Annotated in this window: 20 protein-coding genes and 1 other RNA gene; 6 read left to right on the top strand and 15 right to left on the bottom strand. The window is 63.3% G+C overall.

What is annotated here, in order from left to right:
• The 12 genes from murD to V6766_RS19800 all read right to left on the bottom strand — a co-directional run bounded on the left by murD (nucleotide 1) and on the right by V6766_RS19800 (nucleotide 12,581).
• Nucleotides 1-1,407 (bottom strand): UDP-N-acetylmuramoyl-L-alanine--D-glutamate ligase, encoded by a 1,407-nt coding sequence (gene murD, locus V6766_RS19855; protein ID WP_448469403.1) that lies wholly within the window; start codon nucleotides 1,405-1,407, stop codon nucleotides 1-3.
• A gap of 4 nt (nucleotides 1,408-1,411) precedes the next feature.
• On the bottom strand, nucleotides 1,412-2,512 hold the full coding sequence (mraY, locus tag V6766_RS19850) for a phospho-N-acetylmuramoyl-pentapeptide-transferase (RefSeq protein ID WP_448469401.1): 1,101 nt from the start codon (nucleotides 2,510-2,512) through the stop codon (nucleotides 1,412-1,414).
• 128 nt (nucleotides 2,513-2,640) lie between these two features.
• On the bottom strand, nucleotides 2,641-4,062 hold the full coding sequence (locus V6766_RS19845; RefSeq protein ID WP_448469399.1) for a UDP-N-acetylmuramoylalanyl-D-glutamyl-2,6-diaminopimelate--D-alanyl-D-alanine ligase: 1,422 nt from the start codon (nucleotides 4,060-4,062) through the stop codon (nucleotides 2,641-2,643).
• Nucleotides 4,059-5,522, bottom strand: a complete 1,464-nt coding sequence (locus V6766_RS19840) for a UDP-N-acetylmuramoyl-L-alanyl-D-glutamate--2,6-diaminopimelate ligase (RefSeq protein ID WP_448469397.1) — start codon at nucleotides 5,520-5,522, stop codon at nucleotides 4,059-4,061. The genes V6766_RS19845 and V6766_RS19840 overlap by 4 nt, the downstream gene beginning before the upstream one ends.
• Nucleotides 5,523-5,567: 45 nt before the next feature.
• Nucleotides 5,568-7,325 carry a peptidoglycan D,D-transpeptidase FtsI family protein gene (locus V6766_RS19835; RefSeq protein WP_448469395.1) on the bottom strand — a complete coding sequence of 586 codons (1,758 nt, stop codon included), beginning with the start codon at nucleotides 7,323-7,325 and terminating at the stop codon, nucleotides 5,568-5,570.
• Nucleotides 7,322-7,699: a cell division protein FtsL gene (gene ftsL / locus V6766_RS19830; RefSeq protein ID WP_347442995.1), complete on the bottom strand. Its 378-nt coding sequence runs from the start codon at nucleotides 7,697-7,699 to the stop codon at nucleotides 7,322-7,324. The genes V6766_RS19835 and ftsL overlap by 4 nt, the downstream gene beginning before the upstream one ends.
• Entirely contained in the window at nucleotides 7,699-8,718 is a 1,020-nt protein-coding gene (gene rsmH, locus V6766_RS19825) for a 16S rRNA (cytosine(1402)-N(4))-methyltransferase RsmH (RefSeq protein ID WP_448469392.1), read from the bottom strand. Before rsmH ends, ftsL begins: the two co-directional genes overlap by 1 nt.
• Before the next feature lie 17 nt (nucleotides 8,719-8,735).
• A complete protein-coding gene (gene mraZ / locus V6766_RS19820) occupies nucleotides 8,736-9,173 on the bottom strand; it encodes a division/cell wall cluster transcriptional repressor MraZ (RefSeq protein WP_018063609.1) in 438 nt (145 codons plus the stop codon).
• Nucleotides 9,174-9,507: 334 nt separating this feature from the next.
• Nucleotides 9,508-9,903: RNase P RNA component class A (gene rnpB, locus V6766_RS19815), an RNA gene on the bottom strand.
• A gap of 40 nt (nucleotides 9,904-9,943) precedes the next feature.
• Nucleotides 9,944-11,131: an NAD(P)/FAD-dependent oxidoreductase gene (locus V6766_RS19810; protein ID WP_448469390.1), complete on the bottom strand. Its 1,188-nt coding sequence runs from the start codon at nucleotides 11,129-11,131 to the stop codon at nucleotides 9,944-9,946.
• Nucleotides 11,132-11,218: 87 nt separating this feature from the next.
• On the bottom strand, nucleotides 11,219-11,869 hold the full coding sequence (locus tag V6766_RS19805; protein ID WP_448469388.1) for a DUF1176 domain-containing protein: 651 nt from the start codon (nucleotides 11,867-11,869) through the stop codon (nucleotides 11,219-11,221).
• A gap of 1 nt (nucleotide 11,870) precedes the next feature.
• Nucleotides 11,871-12,581, bottom strand: a complete 711-nt coding sequence (locus V6766_RS19800; protein ID WP_448469386.1) for a TerB family tellurite resistance protein — start codon at nucleotides 12,579-12,581, stop codon at nucleotides 11,871-11,873.
• A gap of 238 nt (nucleotides 12,582-12,819) precedes the next feature.
• Between V6766_RS19800 and ftsH the strand changes: the two genes are divergently transcribed.
• The 6 genes from ftsH to V6766_RS19770 all read left to right on the top strand — a co-directional run bounded on the left by ftsH (nucleotide 12,820) and on the right by V6766_RS19770 (nucleotide 20,011).
• On the top strand, nucleotides 12,820-14,649 hold the full coding sequence (gene ftsH, locus V6766_RS19795) for an ATP-dependent zinc metalloprotease FtsH (protein ID WP_448469384.1): 1,830 nt from the start codon (nucleotides 12,820-12,822) through the stop codon (nucleotides 14,647-14,649).
• A gap of 181 nt (nucleotides 14,650-14,830) precedes the next feature.
• Nucleotides 14,831-16,045, top strand: a complete 1,215-nt coding sequence (locus V6766_RS19790) for a pyrophosphate--fructose-6-phosphate 1-phosphotransferase (protein ID WP_448469382.1) — start codon at nucleotides 14,831-14,833, stop codon at nucleotides 16,043-16,045.
• A 44-nt stretch (nucleotides 16,046-16,089) separates the two neighbouring features.
• A complete protein-coding gene (locus V6766_RS19785) occupies nucleotides 16,090-16,731 on the top strand; it encodes a hypothetical protein (protein ID WP_448469380.1) in 642 nt (213 codons plus the stop codon).
• Nucleotides 16,732-16,843: 112 nt separating this feature from the next.
• Complete coding sequence (locus tag V6766_RS19780; RefSeq protein ID WP_448469378.1) at nucleotides 16,844-18,082, top strand: DUF3419 family protein; 1,239 nt, start codon at nucleotides 16,844-16,846, stop codon at nucleotides 18,080-18,082.
• The gene (locus tag V6766_RS19775; RefSeq protein ID WP_448469376.1) at nucleotides 18,075-18,716 is read left to right on the top strand and encodes a class I SAM-dependent methyltransferase; all 642 of its coding nucleotides are present in this window, start codon (nucleotides 18,075-18,077) and stop codon (nucleotides 18,714-18,716) included. Before V6766_RS19780 ends, V6766_RS19775 begins: the two co-directional genes overlap by 8 nt.
• A 101-nt stretch (nucleotides 18,717-18,817) precedes the next feature.
• Nucleotides 18,818-20,011: a lytic murein transglycosylase gene (locus tag V6766_RS19770; RefSeq protein WP_448469374.1), complete on the top strand. Its 1,194-nt coding sequence runs from the start codon at nucleotides 18,818-18,820 to the stop codon at nucleotides 20,009-20,011.
• A gap of 78 nt (nucleotides 20,012-20,089) precedes the next feature.
• Here the strand turns inward: V6766_RS19770 and prfB are convergent.
• The 3 genes from prfB to V6766_RS19755 form a co-directional block, all read right to left on the bottom strand.
• A protein-coding gene (prfB, locus tag V6766_RS19765) for a peptide chain release factor 2 (RefSeq protein ID WP_448469372.1) occupies nucleotides 20,090-21,218 on the bottom strand; the annotation gives its coding sequence in 2 pieces (ribosomal slippage) (nucleotides 20,090-21,148 and nucleotides 21,150-21,218; 1,128 coding nt in all).
• A 79-nt stretch (nucleotides 21,219-21,297) separates the two neighbouring features.
• Nucleotides 21,298-23,748: a penicillin-binding protein 1A gene (locus V6766_RS19760; RefSeq protein ID WP_448469433.1), complete on the bottom strand. Its 2,451-nt coding sequence runs from the start codon at nucleotides 23,746-23,748 to the stop codon at nucleotides 21,298-21,300.
• 240 nt (nucleotides 23,749-23,988) lie between these two features.
• A complete protein-coding gene (locus tag V6766_RS19755; RefSeq protein WP_448469370.1) occupies nucleotides 23,989-25,197 on the bottom strand; it encodes an N-acetylmuramoyl-L-alanine amidase in 1,209 nt (402 codons plus the stop codon).
• Nucleotides 25,198-25,798 lie beyond the last annotated feature (601 nt).

Below are 25,798 nucleotides of genomic sequence, written 5' to 3'. Positions count from 1 at the left end.
TCAGGCCTCCCTGCCGGTTGCTGCAAACGGCTCAATGCCGTCAAGCGCCATCACGGCGCTGACGAAAGCATCGCCGCGTTTTTCGAAATTCCTGTACTGGTCGAAGCTGGCGCAGGCCGGCGACAGCAGCACCACCGGCGTCTCGGCCTTGCTCTTCGCCGCGTCGTCTGCTGCTTGTTTGACGGCGTTTTCCAGCGTGCCGCAGATCACGGTGTCGGCAGCGCCCGAAAGCGTGGTCGAAAAGGCCTCCGCCGCCTCGCCGATGAGATAGGCGCGCGCGATCTTCGGAAAAAAGGGCGCGAGCGTGCCAATGCCGCCTTCCTTGGGGCGGCCACCCGCGATCCAGTGGATATGGTCGAAGGTCTTCAGCGCCGGGGCCGAGGCTTCGGCATTGGTAGCCTTGGAATCATTGACGAAAATCACGGAGCCCAATCGCGCCACCGGCTGCATGCGGTGGGCAAGACCGGGGAAGTTCGCTAGACCATCGCGGATTTCATCGTCCGTCAGCCCGACCGCACGGCAGGCCGCGATCGCGGCAGCGGCGTTCTGGCCGTTATGCGCGCCGCGCAGCACCGGATGGCTGGCAAGATCGGCAATGACCGCGCCGTCTTCAACGGAGACGATCGCCCCGTCATCAAATGCGAGACCACGGCTGATATGGGCGCGATCGCTGGAGATCGAAATAACATCGTGACCGGCCGCCACAAGCCGTTCCCCGATCGCCCTGCAGTAGGCGTCATCCGCGCCAACCACCGCGCGCTTTGCCCCGGCCACCAGCCGCTCCTTGATCGCGGCATAGCGCGTCATGTCGCCGTGACGGTCGAGATGGTCCGGCGTCAGGTTGAGCAGCAGACCAACATCGGCATCCAGCGTCGGCGCAAGGTCGATCTGGTAGGACGAGCATTCGACCACATAGATGCGTTCGGGTTGAAGAGGGGCAAGATCGAGGACGGCGCGGCCGATATTGCCGCCGACCTCCACATCGCGGCCTGCCGCCTTCAGGATATGGCCGATCAGCGCCGTGGTGGTGGACTTGCCGTTTGTACCGGTGATCGCGATCAGCTTTGCCTCGGGACACACTGCCCGGCGTTCGCGCGCCAGAAGCTCGACATCGCCGATGATCTCGGTGTCCGCCAGTTTCGCCTGCTCCACCACCCAATGCGGTTTGGGATGCGTCAGCGGAACACCGGGCGAAAGAACGAGTGCGGCAAAGCCGCTCCAATCCATATGGCGCAGATCGGCGATCGGAATGCCCTTTTCCGCGGCCAGCCGGCAAGTCTCGGGGTTGTCGTCGAAGGCCGTGACCTGCGCTCCGCCGGCGACCAGCGCCAGCGCGGTCGCCATGCCCGACCCGCCAAGCCCGAACAGCGCGACCTTCTCGCCGGAAAATTGCGTGACCGCGATCATCGACCTACCTGAGCTTCAGCGTTGAAAGGCCAAGCAGCGCGAGGCCGAAGGAGATGATCCAGAAGCGGATAACCACCTGGCTTTCGGTCCAGCCGAGCTTTTCGAAATGGTGATGGATCGGCGCCATCAGGAAGACGCGCCGCTTGGTGCGCCGGAAGACCGCGACCTGGATGATCACCGAGAGCGCTTCCAGCACGAACAGGCCGCAGATGATCGCCATGACGATCTCGTGCTTGGTGGCGACCGCCACAGAGCCGATCAGGCCGCCCAGCGCCAGCGAACCGGTATCGCCCATGAAGATGGCGGCCGGCGGCGCATTGAACCACAGAAAGCCCATGCAGGCCCCGATCACGGCGGAGAGCAGCACCACCAGTTCGCCCGTGCCCGGCACGTAGTTGATCTGCAGGTAGGTCGCGAAAACGGTATTGCCGACGACATAGGCGATCAGCGCGAACGAGCCGGCGGCGATCATAACCGGCACGGTGGCAAGGCCGTCGAGCCCGTCCGTCAGGTTAACGGAATTGCCGGCGGCGACGATCACGAAAGCGCCGAACGGGATGAAGAACCAGCCGAGATCGATCACGAAGTCCTTGAAGAAGGGAAAGGTCAGCGCCGAGCCAAGGGTCGCGCCGTCAATGCTGGCGAGATTGGCCGCGTACATCATGAATGCAACCGCGACGCCGGCAATGACGAATTCGAAGAACAGGCGGCGGCGGCCGGAAAATCCCTTGTCGGACTGCTTGGTGACCTTGAGATAGTCGTCATAAAAGCCGATCGCGCCGAAGCCGAGCGTCACCAGCAGCGTGGCCACCACATAGGCGTTGGAAAGATCGGCCCACAACAGCGCGGAACCGATAATGCCGGCCAGGATCATCAGCCCGCCCATGGTCGGCGTGCCTGCCTTCTTGAAATGGGTCTGCGGCCCGTCTGCGCGGATCGGCTGGCCCTTGCCCTGGCGCAATCTCAGCGCGGCGATGATCCGGGGGCCGAACAGGAAGACGATCAGTGCCGAGGTGAATACGGCGGCGCCGGAGCGGAATGTGATGTAGCGGAACAGATTGAAAAACTGAAACCTGTCCGACAACTCCACGAGCCAAATCAGCATGAACGCCCCTTTCCAGAAAAGGCAGAGCGCGCGCCATCATTCCCTTTCGGGCCACGGCGGGCGCAGTCATTTATTGTTGTTCGCAGCATGTTGAACACCGGTATGCCACGAAATTGTTTACGCCCGGTTTACCCTTCCGCCGGATAGGTCTCGGTCAGTTTCTGAACGATGACGCCGAATCCCATTCCGTTTGACGACTTTAGCATTATCGTGTCGCCGGCCGCGACAGCGCCAACGGCGAATTCAGCCAATTCGGCGGCGTTGTCGCGATATTCCACAACAATGCTTTCCGGCAGCGCCTCACGCAGCGCCTGCATCTCGTCGCCGGCAAGCCACACATGGGTGACCCCGGCCGCGACCAGCGGACCGGCGAGCGCCTCATGCGCGTCGCGGGCATAGTCGCCGAGCTCGAGCATGTCGCCGAGCACCGCGATGCGCCGTCCGGGTTCGTTGCCGGAGCCCAGAAGCTCCAGCGCCGCCCGCATCGAGGCCGGGTTGGCATTATAGCTTTCGTCGATCAGCGTAAAGATGCCATCGGGCGCCTTCAGGCGCTGACGCCGTCCCCTGCCCTTCATCTGCTCGACGGTCTCGAACGCGCCGAGCGCAGCCTGGACATCGCCGCCTGCTTCCGCGATCGCGGCAAGGGCCGCAAGCGCATTTTCAGCCATGTGCTGGCCCGGCAGACCAAGGTTGAAGGCGGTCGGCTCCTCCGTGCCAAGGGCTGCGAGCACATGGCCGCGCTCGGTGCGCTTGTCGCTGACGGTGCGGTATTCCAGCAGGCGGTAATCGGCCTTGGCATGTTCGCCGAAGGAGACGATGCGCGCGCCAAAGCGCCGGGCGATCCGCGCCAGGTTGTCGAAGGCATCGATATCGCGATTCAGGATCGCAGCGCCGTCCGGTTCCAGGCCCTCGAAAATCTCGGCCTTGGCCGCGATGATTTCCTTGATGCCGGAGAAGTTGCCGATATGGACGGGGGCAACGGTGGTGATTACCGCCACATGCGGGCGCACCATTTTCGTCAGCGGCCGGATTTCGCCGGAATGGTTCATGCCGATCTCGAAAACGCCGAATTCGGTATCGGCCGGCATGCGGGCAAGCGTCAGCGGCACGCCCCAGTGATTGTTGAACGACGCCACCGCCGCATGGACCTTGCCGGAGGCGTTCAGCCCCGCCGCCAGCATCTCCTTGGTGCTGGTCTTGCCGACCGACCCCGTGACGGCGATGATCCGGGCGTCGGTGCGCGCCCTTGCCGCCATCGCCAGACGCCCCATGGCTTCCAGCACATCATCGACGACGATCATGCCGCAGGTCAGCCTTCCCAGCGCCGGCAGCTTGGCCTCGGCCACCACCAGCAGCGTCGCGCCGTTCTTGGCGGCGAGCCCTGCGAATTTATGGCCATCCACACGGTCGCCGACGATGGCGAAGAATGCCTCGCCATGGGAGATCGTGCGGCTGTCGATGGAAATGCCCGTAACGCCTTCCGGCAGTTCGCCCACCGGACGCCCGTCCATGGCCTCGACCATTTCGGCTGATGTCCAAAGCAAACTCACGATGCGCGGCCCTCCAATGCCTTCTTGACTTCGGCAAGGTCGGAGAAGGGCCGGGTCACGCCGCCCGCCGTCTGCCCTTCCTCATGCCCCTTGCCGGCTACGATCAATGTATCGCCCGTCTGCAAAAGCGCGACGGCGTGGGCGATCGCCTCGGCCCGGTCGCCAATCTCGGTGGCATCGGGTGCTGCCGCCAGTATCTCCGAGCGAATTACGGCGGGCACCTCGGAGCGCGGATTGTCATCGGTGACGATTACGATATCGGCAAGCCGGGTAGCGATTTCGCCCATGATCGGACGCTTGCCCTTGTCGCGATCGCCGCCGCAGCCGAAGACCACAATAACCCGGCCGGTGGTGAACGGCCGCACCGCAGTGAGCACCTTTTCCAGCGCATCGGGCTTGTGGGCGTAATCGATATAGGCAAGAGCGCCATTTTCGGCCTTACCCGCAAGCTGAAGCCGGCCGGCAGCGCCTTCCACCTTTTCCAGCGCCAGAAGCGCCGTCCTCGCGTCAACGCCCGTTGCAATCGCAAGCCCGGCGGCAACCAGCGCGTTCGAAATCTGGAACTCGCCGGCAAGCGGCAGCCGCACCTCGTAGATCGTGCCGTCATGCAGGATTTCGGCAAACTGGCTGTCGCGCTTCTGCTCGACGCGCTTCAGCGCCAGAAATTCACCCTTGCGACCGACGGTGAGCACGCGCTGGCCAGCGCCTTCCGCCGCGGCAATCGCGCGATCCGACCATTCGTCATCGGCGTTGATAATGGCCGGCGAACCGGTCGGCAGAACCCGCTCGAAAAGCTGCATCTTGGCCGCGAAATAATGCTCCACGGTCGGATGATAATCCATGTGGTCGCGGCCGAGATTGGTGAACGCGCCGGCCGAAAGCCGAACGCCGTCGAGCCGGTACTGGTCGAGCCCGTGACTGGAGGCCTCCATCGCGCCATGGGTGACGCCGTCGCGCGCAAGCTCGGCAAGCAGCGCATGAAGCGCCACCGGATCGGGCGTGGTCAGAGAACCATATTCGGTGCGGCCGGGCGCCGTGACGCCGGTGGTGCCGATCATCGCGGCGGAAAGGCCGGCTTGCGCCCAGATTTGACGGGTGAAGGAGGCGACGGAGGTCTTACCCGCCGTGCCGGTGACGGCCACCATGGTTTCCGGCTGCGCGTCGTAGAACCGGGCGGCGGCGATCGCCAGAAAGGCGCGCGGGTTTTCAACTGTGAGCACAGGGATGCGGGCGTCGTCGTGAGGCGAAGCGCTAATCGCCGCGACCGCGCCGCGCTTGGCGGCGTCGTCGATGAAGGCAGCGCCATCCGCCTTGCTGCCAGCGATCGCCACGAACAGCGCGCCGGGCCCGGCCTTGCGGCTGTCGGCGGTCAGAGAGGTGATATCGAGCGCGCCGGCGCTGCCGGCAAGCGCCGCATTCAGTTCGGGAAAGGCCGTTCCGGCGAGAGCGCTCAGTTTCATCGTGTCAGTCTCTGTTCTGCACCCGGCGGGCCGGATGGCATGGCATCAGTAGGAGGCGAGGAGGGCTGCCCCTTCCGCGCCGAAATCGGGATCAACGCCGAGGATTGGCGCCGTCCGGCGAATGATTTCGCCATTCATCGGCCCGGCGTTCCAGGCGGCCGTACGACCGGGGACCCCCTCGACCTTCTTGGCATCGTCAATCGTCACCAGGACGACATATTGCGGGTTGTCCATGGGAAATGCGGCAAGAAAAGCGTTGAAATTGCGATCTTTCGAATATTTCCCATCGATAATCTTCTCCGACGTGCCGGTCTTGCCGCCAACGCGGTAGCCCGGCACCTGGCCGTTGCGGCCCGAGCCGTCCGTACCGTTCAGCCTGAGCAGATAGCGCATCTTGTCGCTGGTTTCCTTGGAGACCACGTGCTTGGCGATCCGGTCGGCCTCCTCGCGGCTGCGCGGCAGGAAGGTCGGCGTCAGAAGCTTGCCGCCATTGACGAGCGCCGCCGCGGCGGCTGCCGTCTGCAGCGAGGTCGTGGTCACGCCCTGGCCGAAGGACACGGTCGCGGAAAAGACGCCACCCCATTTCTGCGGGCGCTGGGGCGTTCCCGCGCCGCCGATCTCGGTATCCATCTTGTCGAGCAGGCCGAGATTCTCAAGGAAAGTACGCTGGTAATCCGGACCGACAGCGGCGGCGATGCGCGACGCGCCGATATTGGAGGAATAGGTGAAGACTTCGGGATAGGTCAGAATCCGGTTCTGGGCGTGGTCGTCGCGGATGCGCGAGCGGCCGAAGATCAGCGGCGTTTTCGCGTCCACAAGGCTGTTCATGTTGAACTTGCCGGATTCCAGCCCCATGGCCAGCGTGAAGGCCTTGAAGGTCGAGCCCATTTCGTAAACGCCGGTGATCGCGTCGTTCAGCATCCGCGGATCGGTCGCCGGCGGCGGATTGTTCGGGTCGAAATCGGGCACGGATGCCAGCGCAATGATCTCTCCGGTATTCACGTTCAAAACAGTGCCGGTGGCGCCGATGGCGTGGAACTTGTTGACGCCCTCCACCAGAACGTCGCGCAGGATGCTCTGCACGCGCAGATCGATCGAGGTCTCGAACGGCTTCAGGTCCATCGCGCCCGACAGACCGAGTCCCATCAGGCCGGAAATGCCGTCGGTCTTGTCCATGTAGCGCTCGATGCCGGACAGGCCGCGATTGTCGATATCGACGAGACCGAGGACGTGAGCCGCCTGCGGGCCGCCGGGATAAAAGCGGTGCACTTCCGGGCGGAAGCCGACGCCCGGCACGCCGGCGGCCAGCACCTGGCTCTGTTGCTTGGGCGTGATCTGCCGCTTCAGCCACACGAATTCGCCCTTGGAGTTCAGCAACCGATAGGCGCGCTTGGCATCGAGATCGGGAAAGATCGGCAACAGCGCATCGAGAACATCGTCGGCGCTGGTGATCATCGAGGGATCGGCATAGAGCGACATCATCCGGACGTCGGTCGCCAGCACCGCGCCGTTGCGGTCGACGATATCCGGGCGGCGCGCCAGCGTCAGCGGCATGGCCGCGCGGGCAACCGCGCCATCATCCTTGGCCAGCGAATAATGCACCAGCCGTCCGCCGATTACGGCATAGACGGCGACGAAGGCGAAGGTAACGAAGCCGACGCGGCTGCGCGCCAGATTGACCCGCTTCTTGGCCGTGCCCTGAAACACGTTGGACTCCGCAACTTCTGGCTGTGCCTTCGCAACGCGGCGCGCCTTGGGCTTCAGTCTGGGCTTCAGTTTGAGGATGCCGGGAAGCTTGATCATGGTGTCACCGATCCGGTTATGACGATATCCGTGCCATCGGGGGCGTCGCCGGCCATCAGCGGCGGCAGCTCCTCTTCGACGGGCTCGGCTTTGATGGGGGGAAGCTGGTCGAGCGTTGCAATCTGCTCCGGTTCGGCCGGGTGCAGGTCAAGCTCGGCCGCGAAGAACTCGGCAAGCCGCGCCATCCGCGCGGGCTGGGTCAACAGCGCCTCGTCGGCCTTGAGAAGGTCGATATTATTCTGCTCCAGCGCGATCTGGTCATCGAGCGCGCGCACCTCGTCATAGGTCGCCTCGACGCTGTATTTGATCGTGTAGGTGACCGTCGCGGTCGCGACCATGACCAGAATAAGGATGAGATCGAGCGGACGAAGCATCAGGCGCCTCCAAGGCGGGAAATATCGGCGAGAGACGGCAGGCCGAAGGCATCGAGCCCGGTTTCAGGCGCCGGCGCCGCGGTGCGGATCGCAGCGCGGAGCTTGGCCGAGCGCGCCCGCGGGTTCTCCGCGGCCTCGGCCTCGCTCGCCGCAATCATGGCCTTGCCCGGCTGGTCGAAAAGTGCGGGCGCCGGCGGGACTTCGGGCAGGTGGCGCGAGCCGCCGGCCTTGCCGAGGCGCGCCGAGATGAACTGCTTGACGATCCGGTCTTCCAGCGAATGGAAGGTGACCACCGCCAGCACGCCGCCGGGCTTCAGCGCGCGTTCGGCCGCAAGCAATGCACCGGCCAGTTCGCCGAGCTCGTCATTGACATAGACGCGCAGCGCCTGGAACACGCGGGTTGCCGGATGGATCTTGTCCTTGGCGCGGCGCGGGGTGACGATCTCGATCAGCCCGGCAAGGTCGCGGGTGGTCGCAAAGGGCTCCTCGGCGCGCTTCTTCTCGATCGCGCGGGCGATGCGGCCGGCATTCTTTTCCTCGCCGAGAATGCCGAAAATCCGCGTCAGGTCCCCGACCTTCGCACGGTTGACGACATCGGCGGCGGAAACGCCCTCACCCGACATGCGCATGTCGAGCGGGCCGTTCTTCTGGAAGGAGAAACCGCGCTCGGCCTCATCGATCTGCATGGAGGAGACGCCGATATCCAGCACCACGCCGTCAAGCCCGCCTTCCGGAGCAAAGCGATCGAGTGTGGAGAAACGGGCGTGATGCAGAGAGAGGCGCGGGTAGCGCGCGAGAAGGTTCTTGGCAGCGGCGATCGCGTTCGGATCGCGATCGAGGCCGATGACCTCGGCGCCTTGCTCTAGCAGCGCGCTGGAGTAGCCGCCCGCGCCGAACGTGCCGTCGAGAATGATCTTGCCGGGCGCCGGCTTCAACTGAGCCAGCACCTCGGCAAGCATAACCGGAATGTGACGAACCGGTCCGCCATTGGCATCTTCTGTGCCAGGATTCCCCGCCATTCCGTTTCCCCGTTTCATCAGGCGCCCGCCCGCCCGCCGAGACGGGCCTTGCGCGCTTGCGCCTGCGCTTCCTGAAATGCCTGCGGCTCCCAAAGCTGGAAGTGATCCGCCCGCCCCACAAATGTGACCTCCGTATCGATGCCGGTGAAATCGCGGATGAAGTCCGTGACCATCAACCGCCCCTCGGCATCGAGTTTCGCGAACACGCCGCCACCATGGATCAGCAGCGACATGCTGTTTGCTTCCGCCGAGAACGGGTCCTCCTGATCGATCTGCCGCTCGAAGCGGTCGAGCAGATCGGGACCGCCGATGCTGATTGCCGGGAAGACGAAATCCTGGAAGCAGTAAAGCTCCGTGATATTCCGCTCCGCCAGCACCGTGCGGAATACCGCAGGCACCGACACCCTTCCCTTGGCGTCGACCTTCTTGGTCGCGTTGGACAGAAACCGGTTCATTACGCGCTACTACCGACGTCTCAAGCAGCCACTCGCGGGCCGCCAACCCAAAGGAATACCCTGGAAAACCAAACCGCCCGTCGGGCGAACTCAGCATGAAAAACAAACACTTAAAGCCATCGCGCTGCCCGGAAGCCGCATCCGCATCGGGCAGCGAATTTATGCTTAATGGGATAACATGGGCAGATTTGGGCGTCAATGGGATAAGCCGTTATTAACCGTGTCGACAGCACTTTCAGAAAGGCTGATTCTATCAGCCCGCCCTTAACGAAAGCTTTCATTGCGACATGCCAAACGGCGCGCCCAAGCGCCCGTTTTTGAATGAAAAAAGGAAATGACCAGTTGGCCTGTAAGCCGGGTTCTGTATGGCTTTGCGGTTGCCCGCAAAACGTGGCGGCCATTCATCTGGGACAACGCTTGCGCGCTGCCTCTCGCAACCCACCCGGACGACCGGCCTGGAAACAGGCTGGCGACAAGCGCCGCGTCATCCCTATTCGGTTTTGCTCCCGGTGAGGTTTACCGTGCCGCCTTGCGTTGCCGCCGGCGCGGTGGGCTCTTACCCCACCCTTTCACCCTTACCCGGCAAAAGCCGGGCGGTTTGCTTTCTGTGGCACTGTCTCTGGGGTCGCCCCCGCCGGACTTTCTCCGGCACCGTGTTTCCGTGGAGCCCGGACTTTCCTCACCCTGCCGCCTTTCGGCATTGGCAAAGCGCGGCCGCCCGGCCAACTGGTCGGGCCTTCCTAGTGCGTTTTGGGATGGAAGGAAAGAGATTACGAAAACGACGGCGCGAAATCGTCCGGGTAGCCCTCGCCCGCAAGCGTGCCCTTGGCCATCAGCACCGCGCCGAGCCGGCCGATCTCGTCGGAACTCTTGGCCGCCGCCCCGCAGCCGGCCGTCAGCACCGCAATCCGCGGTGACGGCGAAAAGCCGATCATCGGATAACCCGAAGCCGAATAGGTCGTCACGCAGGTGCCGGTTTCCGATTGCAGCACCTTCAGCTTCGGCATCAGCTCGCAGATGATCCGGGTCAGATGCTCGCGCGTGGCGTTATGCCCCTTCGAGCGGAACCAGTCGCGGATATCCGCTTCGCTTGAAAGCGGCACATCTTCGGGATCACCGCCGATCTTGATATACCAGCGGCCATCGGGATAGCGGATCGGCGGCAGAAGATAGATGCCGTCCTCGTCAAATTCCGCCTTGTAGATCAGGCTTGGCATGGCCGAAAGCGACCGGGCTTCCTCCTCATCAACCTCGAAATAGGCGATGGTGCGGGCAAAGACGGTGAGATCGATCTTCGCCGGCAGAAGCTTCTCGTTGATGGTGAAGCCGCCGGCGGCCACCAGAACCTTGTCGGCCGTCATCGTTTCGCCGGCATCGGTGGTGACGCTGACACGCGCGCCGCCATCGCTCACCTCGGTCACGGTCGCGGCAATCACCTCCGCCCCGGCCTTTCTGGCAAGAAGGGACTGCGCTGCAACAAGCCGGCGCGGCGAGATATAGCCGGCACGGCGCGGTTCGAACACGCCCTCCGTTTTCGGCGCGAAGGCGAAGTAAGGGAATTTCTCCCGAAGCCCCGCCCCTTCAACAATCTCCGCCGACGCGCCGCATTGCCCGGCGGCATCCATGATGGTTTCGACATAGCGCCCGCGCGAGCGCCCCGGCCCGACGATCAGCGCGCCGACCTCGCCGAAGAAGTCGATGCCGCTGTCACGCTCGATATCCCGGTAGCGCGCGATCGAACGATTGGCGAGCCGCGCCCAGACCGGATTGCGGTCGATGGTGCGGGTAATGCGGCCCTCATCATAATGGCTGGCGAAGACGCCGGTGTGGGCCGCCTTGTCCGCCGGCTCGTCCGGTCCGATGACGGCGACGCCCTCTTCCATGCCCGCCAGATGGCGCGCGGCTGCTGCGCCCATCAGACCGCGCCCGATGATGATTGTCCTGAAATGTCGTGTCACGACCCGCTCCCTGGAAGTTTGGCGAAGCTTCACCGAGCCGGGCCGTCAATGCAAGGGAAAGATAACGGTTTCGGCTCAAGGGACGCTTCAGGGGCCGGCGTCATACAGCGTGAATTGGGTATCGATCAGCGCTTCGGGCGGGTCTTCGAGATTGGCCTCGTAGATCGGATCGATAACATAGTGCTGGAGCACGAAACTGCCCTTGTCGAGCGTCCAGCGCCCGGCGGAATAGGCATCCCCCAGACCGCGCCATTTCTCGAAGGTGGAGATCGTGTTGGTCTCGGCATCGAACTCCGGATTGACCAGGATCGTGCCGGCCGAAAAGCCGGTGACCTCGGGATCGCGGACCAGCTTGGTATAGGTGTCGTCGCCGGGCTCGTAATCGACGGAATAAGCGGGCGCAGCGAAGGATACAATCTCGCCCTCTTCCGGAAAGCCGTCCTCGCGGGCAAAGACATAGGCCACGGCGACGTTATAGGCGCCGATGCCGCAGGTGATCTGGTAGAGCCGCCCCTTCACATCCTCCACCGTCCCGTCATAGCGGGTCTCCGGCCATGACACGTCGAACGCCTGATCTTCAAGCCCGTCGAAGCGTTCGGCAAGGTCGCTCTCGCACTGTCCGGGATGGGCGGCGACGACCATGGCCTTCGCGGTCGCAAGTCCGTCATCGGCGGCCAGGACAGGTCCGGCGGGGATGAAGGCCGCAGCAAAAAGCAGGCGGAGACGCGCAGCACTCATGTCATGCCGCCCGCTGATCGCGCTCGATCGCCTCATAGGCCGCATTGATGCGGGCCATGCGGTCATTCGCCGCGGCATGGAATTCCTTGGGCACGCCGCGTGCGATCAACCGGTCGGGATGGTTTTCGGCCACCAGCGCGCGATAGCGGCTGCGGATGGTCTTGAAGTCATCATTGCGGGAGACGCCGAGCACGCCGTAGGGGTCGCGATCGCCCATATCCATATGACGCGCGCAGATGGTCTGGAAACGGGCCTCGCTGATGCCGAAGATCTCGGCGACATGAGCCAGGAAATCCAGTTCCTTCTCGTGGATATTCCCGTCAGCCTTAGCGATATGGAACAGGCCGTCAATGACCTCTTCCAGCAGCGGGCAACCTTCCTCGCCCTCCGAGCAGAGCCCCTTGAGCTTGCGCGCATAGGCATCGTAACCGGCGATATCCTGCCGGGCGAGGTTATAAAGCCGGGCGACGTTGACGCGCTCTTCCTCCGGGATTTCGAAAATCTCGTGGAAAGCGGCGACCTCTTCCATGGTCACGAATCCGTCGGCCTTCGCCATCTTCGCCGAAAGCGCGATCAGCGAAACGGAAAACGCCACCTGGCGGCGGGTTTCGGGGTCGCCCTCGAACAGCGTGCGCACGGCTTCGACCACGCCCGACAGGACGTTGCCGGTGGACTGGCTGACGAAATGGACCAGTTTTTCCCAGAATGACATTCAACAGGCTCCCGGCGGTGAGACCCGCCTTCTCAAGAATCGCAAGATTGGACAAAAACGGCGACGCATGCAAGTCGAACCGACTGGTTCAATCAGAAATTTTTCGTGATCGCGCTGCGACATTTTCGCCCCGCCCTGCGCGCGTTCCAGCGCCGCGCCCGCCTTTTCCCATTGCCTGCCCGGCAAGCGGGTGGCTATAGACATTGGCAAGGCACGCACGACCGGGAGAATTCGCGCCATGGAACGCAAGAATACATTCAACCTTGGCTATTTTCTGGTGGCCTTCCTGATTGTGATTGGATTCCAGCTCTGGTTCACGGCGCGCGACGTCGCGCGGATCAGCTATTCCGATATGATCAGCTACATCGAGAAGGGCCAGGTCCAGTCGGTCGCGATCGCCGAAAACACCATCGAGGGCAAGTTCAAGACAGCGGTGGACGGCAAGGAATATTTCGTCACCTACCGCGTTCCGCAGGAACTGGCGGTCGATTTCGACAAATACAAGGTCGATGTCACCGGCGTTCCCGATCACTCGCTGCTGACACAAATCCTCTCCTGGGTACTGCCGATCGTGATCTTCTTCGCGATCTGGGCCTGGTTCTTCCGCAAGTTCGCCGAAAAGCAGGGCATGGGCTTGGGCGGCATGATGAATATCGGCAAGTCCAAGGCCAAGATCTATGTCGAGCGCAATACCGGGGTGACCTTTGACGACGTGGCCGGCGCCGACGAGGCCAAGCTCGAACTGAAGGAAGTCGTCTCCTTCCTCACCGAACGCGAGAAATACGGCCGGCTCGGCGCGCATATTCCGAAAGGCCTGCTGCTGGTCGGCCCGCCCGGCACCGGCAAGACGCTGATCGCCAAGGCGGTCGCGGGCGAGGCCGGCGTCACCTTCTTCTCGATCTCCGGCTCGGAATTCGTCGAGATGTTCGTCGGCGTGGGGGCTGCGCGCGTGCGCGATCTGTTCAAGCAGGCCCGCGAGATGGCGCCCTGCATCATCTTCATCGATGAGCTCGACGCGCTGGGCCGCGCCCGCAATTCCTTCGGCATGGGCGGCAATGACGAGAAGGAGCAGACGCTGAACCAGCTTCTGGTGGAACTCGACGGCTTCGATCCCGCCGCCGGCATCGTTATCCTGGCCGCCACCAACCGGCCGGAAGTGCTCGACCCGGCGCTGACGCGGGCCGGCCGCTTCGACCGTCAGGTGGTGATGGACCGCCCGGAACGCACCGGCCGCGCCGCCATCCTCGCCGTTCACATGAAGAAAATCCGGCTTGCCGAAGATGTCGACGCCGGCCAGGTCGCGGCGTTGACGCCGGGCTTTTCCGGCGCCGATCTCGCCAACCTCGTCAACGAGGCCGCGATCTTCGCGACAAGGCGCGGCGGCGAGAAGGTGACGATGGAAGACTTCACCCAGGCCGTGGAGCGCATCGTCGCCGGGTCCGAACGGCGCGGAAGGCTGCTGAACCCGGACGAACGCGAACGCGTCGCCTTTCACGAAATGGGCCATGCGCTGGCCGCAGCCGCCCTGCCCAAGACCGATCCGGTGCACAAGATCTCGATCATCCCGCGCTCTATCGGCGCGCTCGGTTACACCATGCAGCGCCCGACCGAGGACCGCTTCCTGATCACCGCAGGCGAACTACGCGACCGCATGGTGGTGCTGCTTGCGGGCCGGGCGGCGGAAGACATCGTCTACGGCGAAATCTCCACCGGCGCCTCCGACGATCTCGCCCGCGTCACCGATATCGCCCGTCAATACGTCATGAGTTTCGGCATGGACCCGGATATCGGCCAGGCGGCGCTGGAACAGAAGCGCGCCCAATACATGCCCGAGGCCCCCGGCATGGGCGGCGCCAAGGATTATTCCGACGTCACCGCCCGCGAGATCGACCTCGCGATCCGCAAGCTGATCGACGAGGCTTATGAACGCGCCAAGGAAGTCCTCAACCAGCGCCGCAAGGACCTCGACGATGGCGCGCGCATGCTGCTGGAAAAGGAAACCATCACCCCCGACGACTTCCCGCCGCTGGTCCAGCAACCCCTGGCGCAGGCGCGGGTTCTGGGGTGAACGCCTACGTCGTGATCGCTGGTCACCTATCTACGGCAAGCAAAAAGAAACCTGGTTTACTCTGAAAGAGTTTCCAGTTGCATGCCAGCCGCGTCAAACCGATTTTATTGCTGAACGGTCTTTACACCCCGGCGCGGCTGACGCATCCATGTCGCGAAGTCGCAGCCAGGAAAGAGGTCCGATGTCCCAGCACAAAGTCGCCATGCTCACCGCCGGGGGGCTTGCCCCCTGCCTTTCCTCCGCCGTTGGCGGGCTGATCGAGCGCTATTCGGACATTGCGCCCGACACCCAGATCATCGCCTATCGCTCCGGCTATGCCGGGCTTCTGACCGGCGACAGCATGACGATCACGCCCAATATCCGCCAGCAGGCTCATCTCCTGCACAAGTTCGGCGGCTCGCCGATCGGCAACAGCCGGGTGAAGCTCACCAACCGCAAGGATTGCGAAAAGCGCGGCCTGGTGCCGGAAGGCGCCGATCCGCTGCAGGTTGCCGCCGAGCAGTTGACGAAGGACGGAATCACTATTCTCCACACGATCGGCGGCGACGACACCAATACGACCGCGGCCGATCTCGCCGCCTATCTCAAGACCAATGGTTACGACCTGACCGTGGTCGGCCTGCCCAAGACGGTCGACAACGACGTCAAGCCGATCCGCCAGACGCTCGGCGCATGGACTGCGGCAGAATACGGCGCGGCCTTTTTCGACAATATCTCCAACGAGCAGAGCGCCGCGCCCCGCACGTTGATCATCCACGAGGTGATGGGCCGGAGCTGCGGCTGGCTGACGGCGGCCACCGCGCGCGCCTATCTCGACCGGATCAAATCGACCGAATTCGTGGACGGCATGCTGATGAACCGGGCGATGAAGATGATCGACGGTGTCTACCTGCCGGAAACCGCCTTCAACCTGGAACAGGAAGCGGACCGTCTGAAGCAGGTGATGGACGAAAACGGCACCGTATCGCTGTTCGTTTCGGAAGGCGCCTGCCTCGACGCCATCGTCGCCGAGCGAGAGGCTTCCGGAGCATCGATCGCCCGCGACGCCTTCGGCCACGTCAAGCTCGACACCATCAATGTCGGCGACTGGTTCGCCAAACAGTTCGCCTCCCTGCTTGGCGCCGAGCGCGCAATGGTGCAGAAATCCGGCTATTATGCCCGTTCGGCCCCGGCCAACAATGATGATCTGAGGCTGATTCACTCCATGGTGGATCTTGCCGTGGAAAGCGCGCTGGACGGCGTTTCGGGCGTCACCGGCCATGATGTGGAACGCAGCGGGCAGTTGCGCACGATCGAATTCGACCGAATCAAGGGCGGCGGCAGCTTCGAGATCGAAACGCCGTGGTTCATTGCCGCAATGGAGGAAATCGGCCAGGAAATCGCCCCCGCCGATTGACCTTTTCCGCCGCGAGGGTTTTTATAATCATTGCGGATGGAGGAATGCCCTTGAGTACCGGTATCGTGGCGGCATACGCCGCGCTCGTTTTCCTGCTCTTCTCTCTGCCTTCGGGTCGAATGCTGGATTTCGCCGACAGGCGCTATCAGCGCGGGCTGAAGGCCCTGCCGGCGGTCGGCCTCGGCATATTGCTCGCCCGCGCCATCTTTTTCGGCATCGGCCTTGCGGCGGCCATGGCCTTCGTCAGCGTTATGCCGAGCGGCATGGCGCTCGCGCGGATCGTCGCCTGCGTTGTGATCGTCATCGCGGTGGTGAAGGGTTTTTCCGGCCTCAAACGCCCCTTCCCCGGCGCCGATAACGACAATATCGCCAAACCCCAGCCCTTGCGGAGCATCTGGCAGGGGATGCGCTGTCGCGACGGCGCGGCCCGGGAAACGGCGCTGGCCGCTGCGGTGCTGGTGCTGTTCATCGGCGCATCGACTGCCAATCTCGAAACGGCAAAGATGCTCGCGGTCGCCCATCTGGCGGCAAGCGTCTCGGCGCTTCTGGTTTACGCCGCCTTCGCACGTCCGGTCCTTGCCCGGCTCAACCAGCGCCAGGATGCCGCCCGGCGCGAGCGCGTCGCCCGGCTGCTGCGCTCCGGCCTGCCGCGGGTCTCCGCCCGCTTCCGCAAGGACGCCGCCTGATCGCGGCGTCTGTGGACTGGCCACGCATCGTCATCAAAGCGTAGCACAAGCGCGCTAGCCCTGCTCGAAGACGCGGCGCGTGAAGTCCGCGCGCGACAGAGGGCGAAAAGCGATGAGTGCAGTCGAATACGGCAGAGGCAAAACCGGGCGGCTCAAATCGGCGCTGCTGCAGCACAAGGCCTTCAGCCGGGAAGGCCTTTCGGAACGGTTTTTCGGGCTGCTGTTCTCCGGCCTCGTCTATCCGCAGATCTGGGAAGACCCGGATGTCGACATCGCCGCGATGGAACTCGGTCCCGATCATCGCATCGTCACCATCGGCTCGGGCGGCTGCAATGTGCTCGCCTATCTCAGCCGCGGCCCCGAACATATCGACGTTGTCGATCTCAACACCCACCATATCGCGCTCAACCGGCTGAAGCTCGCCGCCTTCCGGCACCTGCCCGACCACGAGGCGGTGCTACGCCTGTTCGGCAATGGCGAGAATGGCAGCGCGCGCGACTACGAGACCCACATCGCGCCGCATCTCGATGCTGAAACCCGGCGCTACTGGGAAGGCCGCGACGGCCTCGGCCGCAAGCGCATCTCGGTGTTCGAGCGCAATATCTACCGCACCGGCCTGCTCGGCAATTTCATCGGCGCCGGTCATCTGGTGGCCCGCCTCCACGGCGTCGATATCACCGAACTGACGCAGGCGCGCTCCATGCGCGAACAGCGCCGGTTCTTCGACGAACGGATCGCGCCGCTGTTCGACAAGCCGCTGATCCGCTGGACGACGGCGCGGAAATCATCGCTGTTCGGCCTCGGCATTCCGCCGCGGCAATATGAGGAGCTTGCGAAGTCGAGTGAGACCGGCACGCTCGCCCCCGTGCTGCGGCAAAGGCTGGAAAAGCTCGCCTGCCAGTTCCCGCTACACGAGAACTACTTCGCCTGGCAGGCCTTTGCCCGCCGCTACCCGGACGATGGGCCGATGCCGACCTATCTTCAGGAAGCAGCCTTCCCGGCCATCCGCGCCAATGCCGAGCGCGCGACGGTCCACCACGCAAACTTCACCGAATTGCTCGCGGGAAAGCCCGCCGAAAGCGTGGACCGCTATGTCCTGCTCGACGCGCAGGACTGGATGAACGACGCGCAGATCAATGCGTTGTGGAGCGAAATCACCCGGACCGCGCGGGAGGGCGCGCGGGTGATCTTCCGCACCGCCGGCGAGAAAAGCATCATCGAAGGCCGGCTCCACCCGGAAACTGCCGGGCAATGGACCTATCTCGCGCAGACCTCCAGGGAACTCGGCATGCTCGACCGTTCGGCGATTTACGGCGGCTTCCATATCTACGAGAAAACGCGGAATGGCTGACGTTCCGGCGCGCGACCACGCCGCTGCCATGGACGCGATGTACCGCTATCAGCGGCATGTCTATGACCTCACGCGGAAATACTATCTTTTCGGCCGCGATCGCCTGATCGATGGCCTGGACTGCGCGCCGGGCGACAAGGTGCTGGAAATTGCCTGCGGCACCGGCCGCAATCTGGTCAGCATTGCCAAGCGCTACCCCGGCGCGCGGCTTTACGGCCTTGATATATCGGAGCAGATGCTGGTCACCGCCCGCGCCAAATTCGCGAATGCCGCCGAGCCGCCCGTGCTCGTCGCCGCCGATGCCTGCGATTTCACGCCGGCCATATTGGGCGAGACCGGCTTCGACCGCATCGTCATCTCCTATGGCCTTTCCATGATCCCCGACTGGCAGCAGGCCGTAAAACTCGCAAGACGCGCCCTCAATCCCGGCGGCTCGCTGCATATCGTCGACTTCGGCCAGCAGGAGGGGCTGCCGGCGTGGTTCCGCGCAGGGCTTCTGGCGTGGCTCGCGAAATTTCACGTGACGCCGCGCGCCGATATGGTGGCCGTGCTTGAGGCCGAGGCGATCGACGCCGAACTTCGGTTCGAAACCATCGGGCGCGGCTATGCCTGGCACGCCATCCTTCGCGCATAAGCAACAATTTCAGTTTTTAATGAAAGCTTAGGTGGTCTAGGTTAGCGTGCGAACCGATCTGACGGGTCCCGCGCGGGCCGAAAGTTTCTGAGGAGACGTCCATGCTTTCAAAATCGATCCGGGCGGTTGTCGTTGCCGCCGGACTGACATCACTTTTCGCCGGCCCCGTTGCCGCCCAGCAATGCGGCGGCGATTTCGGCAGTTTTCTGAGCGGGGTCAAGGCCGAGGCCGTCCAGCGCGGGCTTTCGCCGCAGGCAGCCGACGCCGTGCTTTCCGGCGCTTCCGTCAGCCAGAGCGTGCTGAACCGCGACCGCGCGCAGGGCGTGTTCAAGCAGACCTTCCTCGAATTTTCGCAGCGCACCGCCAGCAATTCGCGTCTGCAGACCGGCAAGAAGAAGATGCAGCAATATGCCAGCACCTTTGACCGCGCCCGCCGCGAATTCGGCGTTCCCGCCGGCGTTCTGACCGCCTTCTGGGCGATGGAGACCGATTTCGGCGCCGTCCAGGGCGATTTCAATACCCGTGACGCGCTGGTCACGCTGTCCTATGACTGCCGCCGCCCGGAAATCTTCCGTCCGCAGCTTATCGCGCTGATCGAGATGACCCAGCACGGCGATTTCGATCCGGCGACCGAGACCGGCGCCTGGGCCGGCGAGCTCGGCCAGGTGCAGATGCTGCCTGAGGATATCATCCGCTTCGGCGTCGATGGCGATGGCGATGGCCATGTGCGCGTCAAGAAGAGCTCCCCCGACGCGCTTCTGACCGCCGCGAACTATATCCGCAGCCTCGGCTGGCGTCCGGGCGAACCCTGGATCCAGGAAGTGGTGCTGCCGCAGAACCTGCCCTGGGACAAGACCGGCTTCGGCGGCGGGCTGACCGCCGGCCAATGGTTCAAGCTCGGCGTGCAGCCGCGCGACGGCAATACCCGATTTGGAAATCTGCCGGCCGCGCTTCTGATGCCGCAGGGCCGGTTCGGACCGGCATTCCTGGCCTATCCCAACTTCAACGTCTATCTGGAATGGAACCAGTCCTTCATCTACACCACCTCGGTCGCCTTCTTCGCGACCCGGTTCGAGGGCGCGCCTGCCTATAATGCCGGCAATCCCGAACGCGGCCTGAGCGACAGCCAGATGAAGCGGCTCCAGCGCGTACTGGCGCAGAAGGGTTACGACGTCGGCGATATCGACGGCATTCTGGGTGCTGGCACCCGCAACGCCGTACGCGCCGAACAGCTCCGCCTCGGCCTGCCCGCCGATGGCTGGCCGACCGTCCAGTTCATGCAGCAACTGATGTAAGGTTGCAGGCAGACAAATACGAAAAAGCCGCGCCGAAGCAAATCCGGCGCGGCTTTTTTAATGCGGCTTCAATGAAGCTCAGTCGATATCCTCGACGCCCTCGCTGTTGCCTTCGATGCGGTGGGCGAGCGCTGCTTCCATGAAGGGCGTCAGCGCGCCGTCGAGAACGTCCGAGGGCGATGTGCTTTCAACGCCGGTGCGCAGGTCCTTGACGAGTTGGTAGGGCTGCAGCACGTAGGAGCGGATCTGGTGGCCCCAGCCGATATCGGTCTTGGAGGCCGCTTCCTGGTTGGCCGCGTCCTCGCGCTTCTGCAATTCGGCCTCGTAAAGGCGGGCGCGCAGCATGTCCCACGCCTTTGCGCGGTTCTTGTGCTGGGAGCGTTCCTGCTGGCACTGCACCACGATCCCGGTCGGGATGTGGGTGATGCGCACGGCAGAGTCCGTAGTGTTGACGTGCTGGCCGCCGGCGCCGGAGGAGCGATAGGTATCGATCCGGCAATCGCTCTCGTTGATGTCGATCTCGATCGAATCGTCGACCACGGGATAGACCCAGACGGAAGAGAACGAGGTGTGACGGCGCGCATTGCTGTCATAGGGCGAAATCCGCACCAGACGGTGCACGCCGGATTCAGTCTTCAGCCAGCCATAGGCATTGTGGCCCTTGACGTGGATGGTCGCGGACTTGATGCCGGCCTCTTCGCCGTCATGAACTTCCAGCACCTCGACCTTGTAGCCCTGCCGCTCGGCCCAGCGGGTGTACATGCGAAGCAGCATGTTGGCCCAGTCCTGGCTTTCCGTGCCGCCCGCGCCGGAATGGACTTCGAGATAGGTGTCGTTGCCGTCGGCCTCGCCGGAGAGCATGGCCTCCACCTGACGACGCTCGACATCGGCGAGCATCTTGCGCAGGCCCTGTTCGGCATCGCGCACGACGTCCTCGTCGCCCTCTTCCTCACCGAGTTCGATCAGTTCGATATTGTCGGAAAGCTCGTTTTCGACCCGGCGCACGGCGGAAATGCCATCTTCCAGAAGCTGGCGCTCGCGCATCAATTTCTGCGCTTCTGCGGCATCATTCCAGATATTGGGGTCTTCTGCCTTGTTGTTCAGCCAGTCCAGCCGTTTGATTGCCTGATCCCAGTCAAAGATGCCTCCTCAGCAGGCCAACACCCTGCTTGATATCGTCGACAATACCTTCGATTTCCGCGCGCATGATACTCTCTGTCGTTCCTGAAAATCCGTTTGGCCGGTGAATAAGGGGGCGGCGGGCGGATGTAAACCCCGCCGCCGCCTCAATAGAGGCCGCTGGAACCGGTGGAGATCGCCTTCTGGGCCTGCGGGGATTCACGCAGGATCTGCTCGGGCGACTTGTAGCTGCTCATGTCGATCACGTCGAAGGCTTCCGCCGGGCCGGAGCCGGGCTTGAACGCCTCCATGATGACATTGGGACCGGAGCCGGAGGCGCGCATGCCGGTGGAGCGGTTGACCGCGATATTGGTCATGCCTTCCGGCTCGATGAAGTTTTCCTTCGGCAGCGTCTTCAGCGCGTTGGTCATGAACTCGTTGAAGATCGGGGCCGCGAGCCCGCCGCCGGTGCCATGGCGCCCAAGCGTGGCGGGCTGGTCAAAACCGATATAGAGGCCGGCCACGAGATTGGGCGTGAAGCCGACGAACCAGGCATCCTTCTCGTCATTGGTGGTGCCGGTCTTGCCGGCAACCGGGCGGTCGAGCTTGACCGCGCTTGCCGCCGTTCCGCGCTGCACCACGCCCTCCATCATCGAGGTGATCTGGTAGGAGGTCATCGGGTCCAGCACCTGCTGGCGGGCATCCACCAGGATCGGCTCGCCCTGGCCGCTCCAGACCGGCGCGTTGCAGTTTTCGCACTCGCGCTCCTCATGCTTGAAGATGGTCTTGCCGTAACGATCCTGGATACGGTCGATCAGCGTCGGGTTGACCTGCTTGCCGCCATTGGCGATCACCGCATAGGCCGAAACCAGCCGCATCACCGTCGTCTCGCCGGAGCCGAGCGACATGGCCAGCACCGGGTCCATGTGGTCATATATGCCGAAGCGCTCGGCATAATCGGCGACCGTTTCCATGCCGAGGTCGTTGGCAAGGCGCACCGTCATCAGGTTCTTCGATTTCTCGATCCCGGTGCGCAGCGTCTGCGGACCGGAGAAGTCGCCGGAATAGTTCTGCGGCTTCCACAGCTCTCCGCCCGACATGAACTCCACCGGCGCGTCCATGACCACGGAAGCAGGGGTGTAACCATTGTCGAGCGCCGCGGCGTAGACGAACGGCTTGAACGAGGAGCCCGGCTGACGCATCGCCTGAGTGGCGCGGTTGAACTGGCTCTTGGCAAAGGAGAAACCGCCGACCATGGCAAGCACGCGGCCCGTTTCCGGGTCCATGGCCACCAGGCCGCCCTGCACCTTTGGCACCTGGCGAAGGCGGTAATTATTCCCCTCGCCCGTCGGCTGCACGTAGACGACATCGCCCGGCGACAGCACGCCTTCGGGACTGGTGGCGTTCTTCTTGCCCTTTTCGAGGAAGCGATAGGCCCATTTCATGTCGGCAGCGGGGATAAAGCCGGTATCGCGCGCCTCGGCCACCCGACCGGCGGCATCGAGCGGCGGACGCAGGCCGATCTCGGCCCCGTCCGCGCTGACGCTAAGCACGACCGCGATCTGCCAGTCCCGCACGTCCCAGAGCGGCGTCATCTTCGCCAGCGCCGGGCCCCAGTCCTCTGCCGTCGAGATCTGGTCGATCGGCCCGCGATAGCCGGCGGCCTCGTCGTACTTGATCAGCCCGTCACGCAGCGCTTCCTGGGCATAAAGCTGCATCTGCGGATCAAGCGAGGTGCGCACCGAAAGCCCGCCCTCGTAAAGCATTTCCTCGCCATACTCGTCCTTCAGCTCGCGCCGCACGGCCTCGGCGAAATATTCATCGCCGACAACGGGCTGGTTCTGGTAGCCCGAAACCACGCCAAGCGGCTCGGCGCGGGCGAGGTCCGCCTCCGCGGCGGTGATATAGCCGTTTTCCTCCATGCGGCTGATCACCCAGTTGCGGCGTTCGATCGCGGCATCGGGATGGCGATAGGGATCGTAATTGGCCGGTCCCTTCAGCACAGCGGCGAGATAGGCGCTTTCGGCAATCGTCAGGTCCGAGACCGGCTTGTCGAAATAGGTCAGCGCGGCATCGGCGATGCCGAAGGCGTTGCGGCCGAAATAGACCTCGTTGAGGTAGAGTTCCAGGATCGTGTCCTTGGAATAGGCCTGTTCGATACGGAAGGACAGGATCGCCTCCTTGACCTTGCGCTCATAGGTCTGGTCCGAGGTCAGAAGGAAGTTCTTGGCGACCTGCTGGGTAATCGTCGAGGCGCCGACGGGGCGACGACCGGTGCCCATATTCTTCACGTTCGTGACCACCGCGCGGGCCAGACCAACGACGTCGATGCCGGGATGGGTGTAGAAATTCTTGTCCTCCGCCGAAAGGAAAGCGCCGCGCACCCGCATCGGAATGGCATCGATCGGCAAGAACAGGCGCCGCTCATGGGCATATTCGGCCATCAGTTCGCCATTTCCGGCATAGACGCGGGTCGTCACCGGGGGCGTGTATTGCGCAAGCACCTCGTAGTCCGGAAGGTCCTTCGCCACATTGCCGAGATAGATCCCGATGCCGACCGCAACGACCAGGAAAAGCGCGCATGCGATGCCGAAGAGATATCCGATGAACTTGATCACAGTCACGTGTTTTTCATACCTTGTCCTGAACGCGGCGCCGGTGACGCAGCCTTGGCCGCGCCCCGGGTTTCCGGCAGGCTTTGCCGATGCTTTCCCGCATCGCCCCGCCTTCGCCGCCATCGATTTATCGCAGATATCGCCCGCTGGCCCGAATTAAAATACCCCGTCATCCTTTTTACAACGAATGTGCGCTTTTTGCGACGACAGCTTTGATAAACCTCTCTTTATCGTCCGAACGGCCTATGGCATGGCCGATACCATAGGGCTGCGATAGCGCGTCACCGCATCGACCAGCCTGCCGACGAGCTTGTCGCGCCAGACCGGATCGAGCATGCGCTTCTCATCCTCGGGATTGGACAGGAATCCGATCTCGAGCAGGATCGACGGAATATCCGGCGCTCTCAAGACCATGAAGCCCGCATAGCGGTGCGGGTTGTTGATCAGGCTGATCTGCCCCTCGAAAGAGGCGACAACCTGATCCGCGAGCGAAATCGAAAAGCTCTGGGTCTCGCGCCGCGTCAGATCCAGCAGGATGTCGGTCACCTCCTCCGGCTCGACCGAGGCCTCGATCCCCATGATCTCGTTGGAAAGGTTTTCGCGCTTGGCAAGCGCCGCGGCCAGACGGTCGGAGGCCCGGTCGGAGAGCGTGTAGACAGTCGCGCCCGAAATATCCGGCTGGTTGAGCGAATCGGCATGCAGCGAAATGAACAGGTCCGCGCCATGCTGGCGGGCCAGTTCGACGCGTCTGGTGAGCGACAGATAGATGTCGTCGTCGCGCGTCAGATAGGAATCATAGCCGGGCACCGCCTGCAGCTTGCGGGCGAAGGCGCGGGCGAAATCGAGGGTGATGTCCTTTTCCAGCGTGCGGGTATCCTCGCCGATCGCCCCGGTGTCGATGCCGCCATGGCCAGCATCGATGGCGACCACGAAACTGTCGTCCTCCTCCGGCGCGGCAACATCCTGCCGGGCAAAGGCTGCGGCAGGCGTCTCCTGCCGGCCGGCGAGAAGCTTCTCGAAGACCGCCTCGTCAGCGATCGCGAGGTCGATCACCAGACGGAAGCCGGCGTCGCCTTCCTCGCGCACTTCCGCAAGCGTCATCTGGATCGGCTCGCGCGCCGAGAGCACGATGCGCGACTGACCGGGCCCGGTGACGCCGTAGCGGATGTCGCTGATCAGCCCGCGCGCGCCGACCGCGTCATCGGAAAACCCAAAAGCGGTGGCGGGCAGCGTGATCACCAGCCGCGCCGGGTCTTTCAGATAGTGATAGCTGAATTCGGGCTCGCGATCGAAATCCACCACCAGCCGGGCCCGCGCGTCATCGCCGACAAGCAGCGCGTTGTACGCGATCAGCGGCGCGGCGGCATCCTTGTCGGACGCAAGCGCCGGAGCGGATGGCGAAAGCGCGCACGCCAAAGCGAGAACGACTAACAAAGGTCGAAGGACCAGCATCGTCAATCGTGCAAAAACAAGGCTTTGCTGCCTTCCCCTCATGCCACCTCTCACCGGACTTTCCGTGCAAACCCGCTTTCGCCTTCAAGGCCTCCCGTTTAAGGCCAGACGCATGGCAAAAACGTGACGCCGTCCGAAACATATCGGCCTTCGCCACAACCTTGCGTCGTAATAAAGCAGATTCGGCAATTTCTCAAATATTACCGTGGATTGGATTTTTCTTGCTATTGCATCAACGAATACATACTAATGTGGCTCAGGTGGACATTTATGACGGGACAATTGCGCGCAAGGGCAGCCGGTCTTTCCACGATTGGCGCCACATGAAGCGATTGAGCGTCCGCCGTCGTTCCACTCAACGGACAGTATTTCCTGGCCGGCATACGCTACTCACAAAAGCGTTGCGGCTTAAGGGTCAATGCTTCCAGGGCTTTCCCGGAAGCGATTTCATCGCCCCGAATTCGGGGTTAGGCAATGTTTGTTTCGACTGGCTATATATGAGAACGAAGCGTCAAATTCTTCCATCGGCCCGCGCCCCCTTCGAGGGCGCCGGACTGATTCGAGAAGCAGCCGCCCGCGTTTCGTTGCGACGGTCGGACAT

Source organism: Martelella sp. AMO21009 (genome assembly GCF_053484295.1).
The sequence above is the reverse complement of the archived record's forward strand: the minus strand, read 5'-3'. Positions and strand labels throughout refer to the sequence as shown.

What these genes read in the sequence shown, in the direction of transcription:
- murD (WP_448469403.1), bottom strand. Translation starts at nt 1,407, where the DNA reads ATGATCGCGGTCACGCAATTTTCCGGCGAGAAGGTCGCGCTGTTCGGG.
- mraY (WP_448469401.1), bottom strand. Translation starts at nt 2,512, where the DNA reads ATGCTGATTTGGCTCGTGGAGTTGTCGGACAGGTTTCAGTTTTTCAAT.
- V6766_RS19840 (WP_448469397.1), bottom strand. Translation starts at nt 5,522, where the DNA reads ATGAAACTGAGCGCTCTCGCCGGAACGGCCTTTCCCGAACTGAATGCG.
- V6766_RS19835 (WP_448469395.1), bottom strand. Translation starts at nt 7,325, where the DNA reads ATGATCAAGCTTCCCGGCATCCTCAAACTGAAGCCCAGACTGAAGCCC.
- ftsL (WP_347442995.1), bottom strand. Translation starts at nt 7,699, where the DNA reads ATGCTTCGTCCGCTCGATCTCATCCTTATTCTGGTCATGGTCGCGACC.
- rsmH (WP_448469392.1), bottom strand. Translation starts at nt 8,718, where the DNA reads ATGGCGGGGAATCCTGGCACAGAAGATGCCAATGGCGGACCGGTTCGT.
- mraZ (WP_018063609.1), bottom strand. Translation starts at nt 9,173, where the DNA reads ATGAACCGGTTTCTGTCCAACGCGACCAAGAAGGTCGACGCCAAGGGA.
- V6766_RS19805 (WP_448469388.1), bottom strand. Translation starts at nt 11,869, where the DNA reads ATGAGTGCTGCGCGTCTCCGCCTGCTTTTTGCTGCGGCCTTCATCCCC.
- V6766_RS19800 (WP_448469386.1), bottom strand. Translation starts at nt 12,581, where the DNA reads ATGTCATTCTGGGAAAAACTGGTCCATTTCGTCAGCCAGTCCACCGGC.
- ftsH (WP_448469384.1), top strand. Translation starts at nt 12,820, where the DNA reads ATGGAACGCAAGAATACATTCAACCTTGGCTATTTTCTGGTGGCCTTC.
- V6766_RS19790 (WP_448469382.1), top strand. Translation starts at nt 14,831, where the DNA reads ATGTCCCAGCACAAAGTCGCCATGCTCACCGCCGGGGGGCTTGCCCCC.
- V6766_RS19785 (WP_448469380.1), top strand. Translation starts at nt 16,090, where the DNA reads ATGCCCTTGAGTACCGGTATCGTGGCGGCATACGCCGCGCTCGTTTTC.
- V6766_RS19780 (WP_448469378.1), top strand. Translation starts at nt 16,844, where the DNA reads ATGAGTGCAGTCGAATACGGCAGAGGCAAAACCGGGCGGCTCAAATCG.
- V6766_RS19775 (WP_448469376.1), top strand. Translation starts at nt 18,075, where the DNA reads ATGGCTGACGTTCCGGCGCGCGACCACGCCGCTGCCATGGACGCGATG.
- V6766_RS19770 (WP_448469374.1), top strand. Translation starts at nt 18,818, where the DNA reads ATGCTTTCAAAATCGATCCGGGCGGTTGTCGTTGCCGCCGGACTGACA.
- V6766_RS19755 (WP_448469370.1), bottom strand. Translation starts at nt 25,197, where the DNA reads ATGCTGGTCCTTCGACCTTTGTTAGTCGTTCTCGCTTTGGCGTGCGCG.